Raw genomic sequence first — 13,201 nt, forward strand, 5'->3', positions numbered from 1 at the left:
GGTGACGCCACGCCAGTTCCGCGCTGTAGGAGGGGTCGAGAAGTGATGGTCGCTGCTGCATGACGATGCTCGCCTGAAACAGTGGATGTCGGCTCGAATCCGCCGGTGCCGTCGCCGCCAACTCGACGAACGGCACGTCGGCGTTGGCGTATGCCTCCAGCGCCTGCTCGCGTAGCCGGCGCAGCAGGGCGCGGAAGGTGGGGCGGCCGGTCAGGTCGGCGCGTATGACGATGGCGTCCATGCAGGGGCCGACGACGGTGGCCAGTTCCGGGCGTAGTCGCCCGGATGTGGGGCAACCGATCGCGATGTCGTCCTGTCCCGAGCGGTGGTGCAGGACCATGGCGAACGCGGCGAGCAGGGCCATGAACGGTGTCGCCCCTTCGGTCCTGGCCGCGCGCTGGAGAGATTCGACGATCGGTGCCGGGATCGTGCAGACGGTCTGGGTGCTCGACCCCGGATCCGCGGTCCGTTGGCTGTCGCTGGTCAGCCTCAGCGGCGCGAGGCCGCGCAGCCGACGTTGCCAGTGGCGGCGCTGGCGTTCGCCCACTGGGCTCTCCAGGAGCGCGCGGCGCTCGTCGGCCACCTCTTGGTACTGGGCGAAGCCGTCGCCTTCGTCGTCGGCTCGACGCCCGTGGATGGCCCCGGCGTAGAGGGCGAGGATCTGGTGGCTGACGGTCTCGACGGTCCAGGCGTCGGCGGCGATGGCGTGCAGTGCGACGCAGAGGACGTGCTCGTCGTCGGCCATCCGGATGATGGCACAGCGCAGTGGCGGTTCCCGTTCGAGCCGCCACGGCCGGCGCAGCAGGCGCTCTACGGCCGTGCGGGCGAGGTGCGACCGGCGGTCCACGGGGCAGCCTGTCAGATCGACGAGGGGCACGGGTTGTGGTTGTCCGGGCTGCCAGGTCACGGTGCCGTCGGCGGTGCCGCGGAGAACGTCGGTGAGCAGGTGGTGCCGCCGCTGCAGGGTACGCAGCGCGTGCCGCAGCGCGGTGGGGTTGATGTCGCCGGCGAGACGGACCACCAGTGGCACGGCGACGTGCTGGCCGTCCGGGCGGGCCTGGGCGCGGCTCAGGATCGCCGCCTGGGTCGGCGACAGGCGACCCCTGGTTGCGGCACTCGCTTTTGTCGAGGACGGGGTCGGGGGGCCGTCGGGTAGGCGCAGTCTCGGTCCGAGGATCCGGCTGATCGCCGCAGCCTGCGTCGCCACCGTGGGTTGTTCGAAGAACAGCCGCAGCGGTAGTTCCTCGCCGAGCGCCTGTGCCGTCCGGGCCCGCACCCGCAGGGCCGGCAGGGAGTGCGCGCCGAGGTCGAACACCTCGGCGTCGACGTCGACGGCAGCGATGCCGATCTCTTCGGCCCAGTACCCGGCGAGCAGCCCCGCCAGCCCGGACGGTGGCGCCGGGGAGACGGCCGAGGCGCAGGGCACGGTTGGCGCGGCGGCGGGAAGGCGACGACGGTCGATCTTGCCGTTCGGTGCGCGGGGCAGGCGCTGCATGAAGACGTATGCGCTCGGCCGCAGCGGGGTCGGCAGGCGGTCCCGCAGGTAGGAGCGCAGCTGTCCCGGTCCGGTGGACAGGTCGAGGTCGGCCACGACGTACGCGGTCAGCGCGAGCCCCTGGATGGGATCCGGTGCGGCGAGCACCACGGCCTCGTGCACGTGCGGGTGTCCGAGCAGTGCCTGTTCCACCTCGACCGGTTCCACCCGGACGCCGCGGACCTTGACCTGGTCGTCGATGCGGCCCAGGAAGTACAACTCGCCGTTGTCGTCGATGCGTCCGAGGTCCCCGGTGCGGTACATCCGCTCTCCTGGTCGACCGCTGAACGCCTCCGGCAGGAACCGCTGCGCGGTCAGTGCCGGCCGGCCCAGGTATCCCGATGCCACGCCGGTACCGGCGATGCAGATCTCGGCCGGCTCGCCCGGCTCGGTCGCCTGCAGGCCGCTGTCGATCAGGTAGATGCGGGTGTTCGCGATCGGTCGGCCGATGGGCGGCGTGTCACCGCTCTCGGGCCTGGCGATGGCCATGGTGGCGTAGCTCGTGCACTCGGTGGGCCCGTACAGGTTCACCAGCCGGGTGATGGCGCTGCGGGCGTACACCTTGTCGACGAGGTTCGCCCAGAGCGCCTCTCCCCCGACGATCGCGGTGCGTACGGCCGGCGGTAGCCGGTCGGACCGCAGCAGTTCCTCGATGACCGAAGGCACGCTGTGCAGCAGGCGTACCCCGGACGCCTCCGGGCGGGTCGCGACGTCCATGACGCTGTCGACGACGACGGTGGTGCCGCCCCAGGCCAGCGGCCCGAAGATCTCGAGGATCGAGCAGTCGAAGCAGATGGACGTCGAGGCGAGGACCTGACGCAGGTCGTCGCCGAACGTCTCGGCCGACCAGTGGAGCAGGTCCACGGCGTTGGCGTGGGTGAGGGTGACGCCCTTGGGCCGCCCGGTCGATCCGGAGGTGTACAGCACGTAGGCGGGGCTCTCGGCGGTGATCTGGGTGGGCGCCGATGGGTGGTGCCGTGCCGGTGGTGTGGCGTTGGGGTGCAGGAGGGGCGTGCCCGGCAGGACCCTGGCCAGCCGCTCGTCGGTGGAGACGATGGCGCAGACGCCGGCGTCGGCGGTCATGAACGCCAGCCGGTCGTCGGGATAGGCCGGGTCCAGCGGCACGTAGGCCGCGCCGGAGCTGAGGACGCCGAGCAGCGCCGCCACGAGTTCGGCGTTGCGGTCGAGGTGGATTCCGACACGGTCGCCGGGTCCGACGCCGTGGGCGTGCAGTCGGCGGCGCCAGGCGTCGGCGCGGCGTTCGAGGCCGGCGTAGGTCAATGTGGTGCTGGTGTGGCGGACGGCGATCGCGTCGGGATGTCGCAGTGCCTGTCGGTGGACCAGCTCGTGCATGGTGAGTCCGACGGGGTAGGGCCGGTCGGTGTCGTTCCAGGAATGCCTGCGGGCCGGGTGGTTCGGGTCCGTTGTCCGTGGCGGGATGCCGGCCGTGCCGGGAAGCGTCATGAGTAGACCTCCTCGGATGCTCTGGCGTAGGCGGTGCGGTGACGGCCGACACGGCCAACCTAGCCAAACATCCGGTTTCCCAGATACAGCCGCGCGTGCCGACCCGGACTAGACCAATCGTCGATGTTGGTCGATCACTTCCACGAAGTGCGCGGCCAGTCCGGCGATCGTCAGGTCCGACCAGTTGTTGCGCACCTGGCGTGGCTCGATATCCGTGTCGAAGGCGACCGAGACCTTGTTGAAGATCTCCGCGGCGTCCAGCGAGTCGAACTCAAGATCACCGATCCGGCAGGCCGGCCCGAGGGCCGTACGGTCGGCCGCGCCGATCTCCTCGAACGCGTCGACCAGCACGGCGATCATCGCCTCTTCGCTTACTCGGCTCGCACCCACGTTGGCCCGCTTCGGTAGTGGCGCGCTGGCGCTCAACCCAGCGCCCGGACACGATCGATGATGCTCGTTGTCGAGCGTTCTGGAAGGTAGTCCAGCACACGGACCTCGATCCCGAGTTCAGCCAGAACGGCTGACTCGGGTAACCGGCTGTCCCGGTAGTCGCCGCCCTTGGCGTAGATGTCCGGACGTACCCGCCGGATCAGCTCGGTCGCCGTCGTTGCGGCGAACCCGAAGACGCCGTCCACACAGCTCAACGCCGACAGCATCCGCAACCGCCCGGCGAGCGGGACGACCGGGCGCTGGGCCCCTTTGAGTGCACGTACGCTCGCGTCGTCGTTGACCGCGACCAGGAGCACCTCCCCCAAGGCTCTGGCCTGGCTCAGGAACGTCACGTGTCCCTCATGGAGCAGGTCGAAGCAGCCGTTGGTGAACACGATGCGACAACCGGCGCGGCGGGTGGCGGCGACCCACTGCCCGAGTTCGTCGGGCGTCAGCAGCTTGGTGGGCTGGTGCCACCGGGCCATCAGGCTGACGCGATCGACGACGGCCGTTCCCGCAGACGCCGCGACCGCCGTGGTCGCGGCCTGGGTCGCAAGCTCCGTGGCCACGGGCGGATCCGCGCCCGACGCCAGGGCAAGCACAAAGGCCGCCGCGAACGCGTCGCCGGCACCGATCGACTCGCCGGGGACCCGCTGCGGAGCCCGGCTGTGGTACGGCCTCCGGTTTGGCTCGAACACCATGGCGCCGAGCGAGGCCAGGGTCACCACGACGCATCCGGCGCCGGTACGGCCGAGCAGATCCGGCCCTTTGTCCCGGAGTTGTTCGAGCCGCTGGGCGCCGTCGTCGAGCGCGGTCAGGCCCAGAGCCGTCACGGCCTCCGCGTAGTTCGGTGTCACCGCGGTCGGCCGCAACCCGGCGTACCGGTGGGGGTGTCTGGCGTCGACGACGAGCACCAGGTCGCCGGCCCCGGCGAACATCTGCTCCGGGTTGCCGAGCGTGCCGTGGTCGTAGTCGCTGATGACGACGGCGTCCGCGGTTTCGATCGCCGATTGCGCGGCTGCCACCAACGTCGTTCCCGCCGCGGCCAGGTTGGGCCGCGGTTCGAGCCCCTCGTCGAGCCGGAGCAGGGTGTGCCCCCCGACGCTGATGCGCTTCTTGACCACGGTCGGCCGGTCCGTGTCCACCAGCCAGGTCAGCGGCACACCGGCCGCCCCCAACCCGGCGCGCAGCATCGCACCCGCCCCGTGGCCAGCCACCTCGGCGACGAGTCGGGGGCGTGCCCCCAGCGCACTGATGTTCGCCGCGAGGTTCGCGGCACCTCCCGGCTCGGCCTGCTCCGCCTGCACGGCCAGGGCGGGCACGGGCGCCTCCCGGCACAATCCGCGCGCGACACCGCGAACGTAGACGTCGACGACGGCCTCGCCGACCACCGCGATCGTTCGGTCAGCGGCGGTCCGGACCAGAGCGGTGAGATCCGCTGAATGGTCGGCCACTACCGGACCTCCCAGCGGCGCAGCAGGGCCGCGATCCGCGGGCGGCGCAGTTCGACCGCCCAGTCCAACGGTGTGGCGTGGAACCTGTCATCGCGGGCGGCACGATCCGCACCGGCGTGCAGCAGCGTCTCGGCCAGGGTGGGATCGTCACGTTCCACGGCGACATGCAGCAGCGTCTTGCCGCTCGACGGCCGCCGGGCGTGCACCAGCTGCGGATCCCGGTGCAGCAGTTGCCGTGCCTCGTCGTGCCAGCCGAGCACCCAGAACCACAGCAGATCGGGTTCCGCGCCGTGTGTGACCAGCCAGCGCGCCACGCCCGCCTGACCGGCCTCGGCGGCCAGCCGCAGCGGGGTCATTCCATTGGCAAGCGGCCTGTTGAGCAGATCGGTGCCGGGACGCATCGTCGCGAGGCCATCAAGGTGGCCCTCGCCGATCGCCTCGGCCAGCGCGATCTGCTGCTCGGAGGGCCGGCTGGCCAGCAGATGCCGAGCGGCCCACCAGGTCTGGCCGAAGCCCAGGGGCCGGAAGCCGAACATCCGGTAGAGCGCGGCGGACTCGGCGGCCGCGTTGGCCACGACGTAGCGGCAGCCGAGATCAAGCAGGAACCGGAGCAGCCATCCGATCCGGTCCAGGCCGGGGCCGGGTGTCCGGCTGGCCGGCACGATGAGCAGATCATGCAGACCGACCACACCACCACCCTCGCCGTTGCCGCTGGCACAGATCGACACCTGGCCGATCGGTCGGCCCTCCTGCCACATCACCACATGCCAGACCCGACGAGGCTGCGTCTGGATCATCGCCTGACGGATCCGCCAGGAGTCCGGGTGGTAGCAGAGCAGCTCAGGAACGCTCCAGTCGTCGAACCGGTCGGGCACCGACATCGTGACGACGGCATCGAGCTCGGCACGCGTCGGGGGCGGCTCGACGCCGGCAAGGTCGAGCAGCATCCAACGTGGTCGTCCGCCCTGCCGCAGCCCCCGCGCCGCCAGCCACGACCCGAGTCGCGCGTCGTACGGCTCAGACATGGCCCAGAAGCTGAGCAGGTCGACATCGCTGGTGCGGCAGTCCTCGACGATGTCGTGGACCCGTGCCCGCAGGTCCGCGCCGCCGGGGTCGGTGACGGCGACGGTGACCTCCCTCGCCGGTTGCGAGGTTACCGCCCGGATCAGCCCCGCCTCGGCGACGATCTTCCCGCCGCCGGCGACGGCAATCTGGCGCAGCCATTCGACGTGGTTGTCGACGCAGGCCCGCAACAGCTCCGGTGCCGTGGCGTCGCGGGTCAGGAATCGCATCGGTCACCGTCCCCGGCGTCGGCGAGCGCAGCCCGCACCCAGATGACCATCGCACGAATGGTGCGGGTTTCCAGGATCGCCCGTACGGACACGTCCAGGTCGAGATCCTCACCGACCCGGGCGATGATCCGCACCGCGTGCAGTGAGCTGCCTCCGAGGGAGAAGAAGTCCGCGTCGTCGGCGAGGTGCGGAGTGTCGAAGACCTCCTGCCAGGCCGCCCGGACCACGGCCTCCACGTCGGGCGGTGACACCTGTGCTGCGGTCACGGTTCCTGCCCTGGTGCGGCGGATCCCGGATATGCGAACGAGAGGGCACGCCCCCGTCGCTCCACCGCGCTGGCCCCGGTCTCGCTGAGGTAGCGGCGGACGAGGGCCTCGGTGCCGGGTGCCGGCCGCATCACCACCCCGCGTTCGTCGGTCTCGACCCGATCGAGGTCGTGCTCGGCCAGGAACGCGGCGATCTGCTCGGCGGCGGTCGCTCGCCGGGCAAGTGTCCGGACCCGCCCGGCCGGGCTCAGGCCCGGATACATGACGTCGAGCAGCAGGACCAGCCGCGGCTCGGTGCCGGTGTGCCAGACCTCGTGTTCGAACGAGTCGTCGAAGACGATGCAGCGACCCTCCTGCCAGGTCAGCCGCTCGTTGCCGACCCGGATCACCGGTCCGGGCGGGGTGCGCAGGCCGAGGTGCACCCGCAGTTGGGCGTTGGTCCGCCCGCAGTGCGGCAACACGTGGCTGCCGGGCTCCAGCCAGGACAGGGTCGCCACGCCGGGGCCGAACGTGGTCGCCTCCGGGATCTGCGCCACTGCGGCGGCGGTCGCCGGGAACAGCGCGCAGGCCTGTTCCTGACGCCGACCGGCCTCGTAAAGCACCACCTGCTCCCAGCCTCCGGAACCCAGCAACGGCTCGTCGACCGGGGCGAAGCCGGTGCGTCCGTTGGCCATCACCGACTCCACCTCGGCCGAGATCGCCGGATAGCTGGCTTCGAGGTGGGCGACGAACCAGAAATCGTCCGGATCGTAGACCGGCTGGTCACTGCCGTCGGGCAGGTAGTCGACCGGGCGCTGCAGCGGGTCCGCCCACACGCCCTGCCCCACCGCGAGTTCTGCGGTCGCCCGGACCAGATCGGGTCGATCCTCGCGGAGCATGGCGTCGATCAGCGCCGCGTAGCGTCGACGCAGTTCCATCGTGATCTGCGGGTCGGCCGTCGTCATCTCGTTGACCTCCCTCACGCCGGCCTCGGCGCGCTGATGGCGCGCGTCGCGGCGCGGACGTTGTCGATGACTTTCCGCACGGCGTGATCGTCCAGTCCCTGGTGCAACGGCAGGCACAGGGTCTCCCGGGCGGCCTGCTCCGCGCCGGCCAGCCGGGGCCCTTGGTAGCCGTACGCCGCCACGGTGTGCAGCGGAAGGTACCGAAACGTGGTGTAGATGCCGGCGTCGTACAGCCGTCGCGCCACCTCGTCGCGGGCACCCGTAGGCAGCCCGATCCAGTAGAAGGTGTACGACGTGCGGTGCCCGGCGGGCAGCGCGGGTGGATGCCGCAGCAACCCGAGATCGGCGAACTGTGCGTCGTACTCCTCGGTGACGGCACGTCGCCGGCTGATGAAGGCGGGCAGCCTGCGTAGTTGGACAAGTCCAATCGCGGCGCAGATGTCGTTGGTGATGGACCGGCGGCTGAACGACTCCACCTCGAACTCCCACCAGCGGGTCGCGTCGCCGCCGGCCTGGGTGAAGCCCGCGGTCTGCCGCATCCCGAGGTAGGTTGTCGTGCCGACCTGCCGGGCCAGCGCCGCATCGCGCAGCCACATCATTCCGCCGTCGCCGGTGACCAGTGTCTTCATGGCGTCGAAGCTCCACACGCCGATGTCCCCGAAGGTGCCGCAGGCCCGGCCGTCGACGGATGACGCGACCGCGCACGCGGCATCCTCCACCAGAAACAGTCCACGCTCGCGGCACAGCCGGGAGATGGCGACGACGTCGCCGGGGTAGCCGCCGTAGTGCAGCACGAGCACGCCCACCGTCCGCGCCGTCAGGGCGGCGTCGACGTGCCCGACGCTCGGATTGAGGGTCGTGGGGTCGACGTCGCAGAAGACCGGGGTGGCACCCCGGGCGGCGATGGCGTTGGCCGCCCCGACGAAACTGACGCTCGGCAGCACGACCTCGTCACCGGGGCCCACCCCGAGCACCTCCATGGCCACGAACAGTCCCTCGGTACACGAGTTCACCGATCGGACCTCGTCGGCGGGCACGCCGAGATGGTCGGCGAACGCCGCCTCGAAGGTCTCCGTACGCCGTCCCCGGCCCAGCCAGCCGCTGGCGAACACCTCACGGACAGCGGCGACCTCCTCGTCGCCGAGGGTCGGCTGGAACACGTTGATCATGACAGGCTCCTGATCCTGCCGCCCGCCGCCACCTGCCCGGGCAGGCGTGCCCGCACCGACTGGTACACCTCGTCGACGGAGATGTCGCTCAGGCAGCGGGGATAGGGGCCGTCCACCCCCGCGTACGGGTAGTGGCAGGCATGAACGCAGGGCATCGTCGTGGTGCCGGCGCCGCGCGGCAGGTTCCTGATCGTCTGGCACGGGTAGCGGTGGTTGACGCCGTGATGCCGGGGGTAGATGCGGGTCCACAGGAACTCGGTCGGGGTGGGCCCGTAGAGGACCACCGTCTGACGTCGCAGCGCGGCGGCGAGATGGGCCGGAGCCGAATCACTACCGACGAGGACGTCCACGCTGTCCAACATGGTGGCCAGGGTGTTCAGCGTCGCCCCGGCGACCACACGTACCCGGGTCGCCGGACCCACCTGACCGATGCGGGTCCGGAGCAGGTCCAACTCGTCCGCCTCGTCGGCGTCACCCACCAGCAGGATCGTGCCGACCGTCCCGGCCAGCCGCCGGGCCAGCTCGACGTAGCGGTCCTGCGGCCATCGGCGGTTCCAGTGTCGGGCCCCGCCGGGGTGCAACCCGACGACCGGACCGGGTGTGGGGGGCACCGGCTCCGGTCGGAACGGCAGCGGCGGGAGCACGTCGGCCGGCCCGGTCAGCGCGACACCCAGCGTCGCCGCGAGCCCCCGTGCGTAGTCGTACAGGTCCGGCTGGCCGAACACGGGACGGGGCAGGCGGATGACGTCGGTCAGGCCGGCGCTGCCGGTGTACCCGACCGCGAACCCCAGCCGCCGGGCGACGCCGGCCTGCTCGGCGGCGCTGCCGCCCAGGGTCCGGCTGTCGGGATCCACCACGCACAGGTCGTGGGCGCCAGCCCGCAGCCGCCCGAGGAACTCCTCGGTCGAGGCCACGCTCGTGTCGTCGTGCGCGGGGCAGATCATGACGAGATCGGCGTACGTGTGGTGGGCGAGGAACTCGGCGAACCGGCCGGCGGCGGCGCTGGGCAGCACGAAGGTGACCGTCGCGTCGGGGTACGCCCGGCGAAGCAGGTGCAGCAGGATGTTGCGGTGCAGCAGGTCACCGAGGCCGGGTTCCCAGAGCTGGGCGAGCAGGCAGACCCGCCGTACGGCCGGTTCCGTACGGCGCGCCTCGCCCACCTGGTGGCTCATCCCGGCGCCTCGCCGCGCGCCGCCCGACCGTCGGGCACGGCCGGCCCGCGCCGCAAGACCCGCCGATGCTGTCGCCTCATGTGGCCGGCTCGCCGACGACGAGACGTCCCGTGCCGCTCATGGTGGCCAGATCCACGTCCGCGATGCAGCGCACCGGCACGAAGTCGAGGGTGAGGTCGCCGGCCAGGTGGACCGGGCCGGTGGCGGTGTCGAAGTCCGCGCCGTCGACGCTGCTGGCCGTGGCGTCGATCCGCACGCCCAGCTCCGTGCCGCCCCGGGTGTTGGTGAAGCGGATGAAGACATATCCGCGCTCGATCGCCTCGCGCAGCGCCGGGCCGGTCCGTTCGGGGCGGATGACGACCTCCACCGGGTGGTCGCCTCGGGACAGCCGGTCGACGAGTGGTTCCTCGTCGTCCAGCGGCTCGGCCTCCTCGGTGACCGGCTCGTTCGCCATGCGTTCCATGTACTGCCGCAGGCTCAGCGGGCGCATGTCGGTCCACACCTGATCGATGTGGGCCAGGCAGTCGGCTTTCGGTCCGACGGTGCCCTCGTCCCGCCAACCCGGGGGCAGGTCCCGGTCGGCGGGCCAGATCGAGTACTGCTCCTCGTGGTTGAGCACCACCCGGTAGACCTCGACCGGGTCGTCGCTGTCGTCGGACATCGTGTGTTCCTCTCAGTCGGCGGGCAGGTCGGCAAGGCGGATGCTCGGCCGTGCGGTCACCTGGTCGATCTGGCGGTCGAGCCCCCGCACGAGCGCGTCCACCCGATGCGGCGGGAACCGGGCCGGATCGGCGCGCACCAGAAGTGCCTCACCGTCACGGTGTTCGGCCAGTTCCAACTCGATGGCGGCCCGTCCCGGGTGGGCGCCGGCGCCGCGCAGGGCAAGATCCGACTCCCGGAAGAGTTCGATCGACAGTCCGTGTCGCGCCAGAGTCCGTTCGCCCCGGGTGGTGTCGCTGGTGGGGGGTGTCCGGCAGTAGTTGATCAGAACTTCCCCGGGCAGTCCTCCGGGCGCCCGTTCGGTCGCGAGCCGGCGCAGCACGCCGTACGGGACGTACCGGACCACCGAGTCCAGCAGGCCGGCGTGCACCCTTCGGACGAGGTCCTGGAAGGTCATCGTGGTCAGGTCGGTGGTGTCGACAGCGAACACCAGACGGTCGGTGAACGGCCCGATCACGGGGCCGAGGCCGGCGTAGTCACGCAGGTCAAACGTGGTCTGGAAGACCGGTCGCCGGGCAGGCTCGGTGTGCTGGCCCCACCAGGTCAGCAGCGCCACGATGGCGAGCGGGCCGGCGTTGCCGGCGTGCGCGCTGACCTGGCACAGCCGCTGCCAGCGGGATCGGGTCATGCTCAGCTGCGCCTGGTGCCGCACTCGCACCGCCGGCCCGTCGACGGGCCGCGGCCACCGGTCCAGCTGCCGTGACCACCAGGCGATCCGCCCGCCGTGCTGACCGGCGAGTTCGGCGCAGGCCGCCGCGGCCTGGGTGAACGTCGGATACTCGTCCGGGCGGAACCGGCCGAGGTAGTGCTGCATGACCGCACCGAGGAGCAGGTAGAGCGACCGCAGGTCGACCAGGAGAGGATGGCCGCTCACCGCCAGCACGACCTCGGCGGGAGCGGTACGGACCACGCTGAGCACCACCGACGGCGCGCAGTGGTGGCCCGCGGAGCGTCGATGGTTGTCCAGCACGTCGAGGCAGGTGCCGTCGCCGTCGACCGTGGTCTGTTGCACCCGGGGGCTCGCCGGTTGCACGACGGGCTCCTCGCCCGGTTCGGTCACGAATCCGGCTCGCAGCACGTCGAAGGCGGCGACGACCTGTCGTGCCGACGCGGCGAGCCGGGTGTCGTCGACCGTGCCGGTGAGCCGCAGCGCCCTGGTGTGCACGGGGCACGGCCCGATGTCATGTCGACTGTGCCACAGCTCGCGCTGGGTGGCGGTCATCGGCAGCACCACGGGATGCCGCCCGGCGGTGGCCACCTGACTCATCGGTCGGCACCTCCGGCGTCTGCCGTCGCCGGCGGCGACGCGGCCGACGGATTCGGTAGCGCACCGAGGTCGTGGCAGTGGCGCCCGGCCATGCTCACCACGATCCGCCGCGGCCCGGTGAACGGCTCCCGCCCGTGCGCGACCAGCAGGTTGTCGACGACGAGCACGTCACCGGGACGCCAGGCGACCGCCACCGCCTCGGCGTCGTACGCGGCACGGATCTCCGCGACCAGGTCGGCGGGGATGGGGGTGCCGTCGCCGTACGTGACGTTGAGCGGCATCCCGTCCGGACCGAGTTGCGCGGTCAACGCGTCGGCCAGCGAACGGTCCAGAGCCGAGACGTGGAACAGGTTGACGTGGTTGAACCACACCTCCTGCCGGTGGTGCGGATGGCGCAGCAACGCCGGACGCACCTGGGCGGTATGCAGCCCGCCGGCACCGCGCCAATGCAGATCGATCGCCTCCTGGCGGCAGTACGCCTCGACCTGGTCCCGGTTCGCCGTGCCGAACGCCTCCGGCCAGGACAGGCCGGCCCCATCACCGAAGCTGCGCAGGTAACGCACGCCGCGGTCGCGGAAGCCCGCCACGGTGGCCGGTGCCAGGCGGGCGAGGACCCGACGGCAGTCGGCGACCGGGGTGGTGCCACCCGAGTGCGGCGCATCGAGGCAGCAGAACACCAACCGGGTGGGAAAGCAGCGCTGGTAGGCGTTCTCGTTGTGCAGCGGGATGCGCTGGTCCGGCGGGTACTCGGTCGAGGTGTAGACACCGGGGGTCAGTTCGCTGCGCGGCGTGGTCCGTTCCCGGTAGGGCAGGGCGGCACCGCCCACGGATGTCGCCACCCGACTGAACGTGACCAGGTCGACGGCGAACCCGGTGAACAGGACGGCGCCGTGCCGGGCGAGCCAACCGTCGACGACGCCAGGGTGCTCGTCGACCCATCCGGCGAGGTCCACCTCCTCGGTCGGGTGTACCTCGTACGGGAAGTCGAGCGCGCCGCTGGGCTGCACCCAGTGGGCCGTCGCGGCACTCACCGGCCTGCGACGGCCGCCACGAAAACCGAACTGACCCGTCACGCCCCACCGTCCGGCACCGGTGCTGTCCGGAAGACTCCGTCGAGGCGTCGCAGCATCCGCGCCTCGCGGTCGCGGGCAGCGTGGTGGTCCGGATCCGGTGATCCGCCGAGGATCGTGTGCAGCAGCTCGTGGTGGTCGGACAGCCGCAGCATGGTGCCGGCGACATCGGGATCGACCTCGCCGACCGGACACAGGCCGAGGCCGGCCCCGGCGGCGACGGCCATCAGGGTCTGCAGGATCGCGCCGGCTTCGATCAGGCAGTAGTCACGGGCCCGAGTGCCGTACATCGGTTCGACGGCGTCGCGGGCAGCCACCAGGTACACCGCGAATGACGAGGTGCGCACGGCCGGCCGGTTGACCCACGCATGGGCCTCGTCGCCGATCTCACCGCCCGGGTTGACGACGGTCAACTCGTGC

At 71.4% G+C, this 13,201-nt stretch carries 11 protein-coding genes and 1 pseudogene; all 12 read right to left on the minus strand.

The annotated features are described in order from the left end of the window. Positions 1–2,998, minus strand: a 2,998-nt coding sequence (locus AB0M52_RS19970) for an amino acid adenylation domain-containing protein (protein ID WP_363955602.1), incomplete at its 3' end; no start/stop codon positions are given. Between the two features lie 108 nt (positions 2,999–3,106). After that, positions 3,107–3,358, minus strand: a complete 252-nt coding sequence (locus tag AB0M52_RS19975; RefSeq protein WP_363955605.1) for a phosphopantetheine-binding protein — start codon at positions 3,356–3,358, stop codon at positions 3,107–3,109. A 62-nt stretch (positions 3,359–3,420) separates the two neighbouring features. Then, positions 3,421–4,881 (minus strand): PfkB family carbohydrate kinase, encoded by a 1,461-nt coding sequence (locus AB0M52_RS19980; protein WP_363955608.1) that lies wholly within the window; start codon positions 4,879–4,881, stop codon positions 3,421–3,423. Then, positions 4,881–6,173: an ankyrin repeat domain-containing protein gene (locus AB0M52_RS19985; RefSeq protein ID WP_363955611.1), complete on the minus strand. Its 1,293-nt coding sequence runs from the start codon at positions 6,171–6,173 to the stop codon at positions 4,881–4,883. The genes AB0M52_RS19980 and AB0M52_RS19985 overlap by 1 nt, the downstream gene beginning before the upstream one ends. Continuing rightward, the gene (locus AB0M52_RS19990) at positions 6,161–6,439 is read right to left on the minus strand and encodes a phosphopantetheine-binding protein (protein WP_363955614.1); all 279 of its coding nucleotides are present in this window, start codon (positions 6,437–6,439) and stop codon (positions 6,161–6,163) included. The genes AB0M52_RS19985 and AB0M52_RS19990 overlap by 13 nt, the downstream gene beginning before the upstream one ends. Further along, on the minus strand, positions 6,436–7,383 hold the full coding sequence (locus tag AB0M52_RS19995) for an aspartyl/asparaginyl beta-hydroxylase domain-containing protein (protein WP_363955616.1): 948 nt from the start codon (positions 7,381–7,383) through the stop codon (positions 6,436–6,438). Before AB0M52_RS19995 ends, AB0M52_RS19990 begins: the two co-directional genes overlap by 4 nt. A gap of 14 nt (positions 7,384–7,397) precedes the next feature. Further along, on the minus strand, positions 7,398–8,552 hold the full coding sequence (locus tag AB0M52_RS20000; protein ID WP_363955619.1) for a DegT/DnrJ/EryC1/StrS family aminotransferase: 1,155 nt from the start codon (positions 8,550–8,552) through the stop codon (positions 7,398–7,400). Further along, positions 8,549–9,724 (minus strand): glycosyltransferase family 9 protein, encoded by a 1,176-nt coding sequence (locus AB0M52_RS20005; protein ID WP_363955622.1) that lies wholly within the window; start codon positions 9,722–9,724, stop codon positions 8,549–8,551. The genes AB0M52_RS20000 and AB0M52_RS20005 overlap by 4 nt, the downstream gene beginning before the upstream one ends. A gap of 460 nt (positions 9,725–10,184) precedes the next feature. Beyond that, positions 10,185–10,385 (minus strand): annotated as a pseudogene (locus AB0M52_RS20010) (MbtH family NRPS accessory protein); the annotation flags it as partial. Positions 10,386–10,397: 12 nt separating this feature from the next. Then, positions 10,398–11,711, minus strand: a complete 1,314-nt coding sequence (locus AB0M52_RS20015) for a hypothetical protein (protein ID WP_363955625.1) — start codon at positions 11,709–11,711, stop codon at positions 10,398–10,400. After that, positions 11,708–12,742 (minus strand): TauD/TfdA family dioxygenase, encoded by a 1,035-nt coding sequence (locus AB0M52_RS20020; protein WP_363955627.1) that lies wholly within the window; start codon positions 12,740–12,742, stop codon positions 11,708–11,710. The genes AB0M52_RS20015 and AB0M52_RS20020 overlap by 4 nt, the downstream gene beginning before the upstream one ends. 38 nt (positions 12,743–12,780) lie before the next feature. After that, a partial coding sequence (locus AB0M52_RS20025) for a SagB/ThcOx family dehydrogenase (RefSeq protein ID WP_363955630.1) occupies positions 12,781–13,201 on the minus strand: 421 nt, incomplete at its 5' end.

This window comes from Micromonospora sp. NPDC051296 (assembly GCF_040682255.1).
GTDB lineage: Bacteria > Actinomycetota > Actinomycetes > Mycobacteriales > Micromonosporaceae > Micromonospora > Micromonospora craterilacus.

What these genes read in the sequence shown, in the direction of transcription:
- AB0M52_RS19975 (WP_363955605.1), bottom strand. Translation starts at nt 3,358, where the DNA reads ATGATCGCCGTGCTGGTCGACGCGTTCGAGGAGATCGGCGCGGCCGAC.
- AB0M52_RS19985 (WP_363955611.1), bottom strand. Translation starts at nt 6,173, where the DNA reads ATGCGATTCCTGACCCGCGACGCCACGGCACCGGAGCTGTTGCGGGCC.
- AB0M52_RS19995 (WP_363955616.1), bottom strand. Translation starts at nt 7,383, where the DNA reads ATGACGACGGCCGACCCGCAGATCACGATGGAACTGCGTCGACGCTAC.
- AB0M52_RS20000 (WP_363955619.1), bottom strand. Translation starts at nt 8,552, where the DNA reads ATGATCAACGTGTTCCAGCCGACCCTCGGCGACGAGGAGGTCGCCGCT.
- AB0M52_RS20005 (WP_363955622.1), bottom strand. Translation starts at nt 9,724, where the DNA reads ATGAGCCACCAGGTGGGCGAGGCGCGCCGTACGGAACCGGCCGTACGG.
- AB0M52_RS20015 (WP_363955625.1), bottom strand. Translation starts at nt 11,711, where the DNA reads ATGAGTCAGGTGGCCACCGCCGGGCGGCATCCCGTGGTGCTGCCGATG.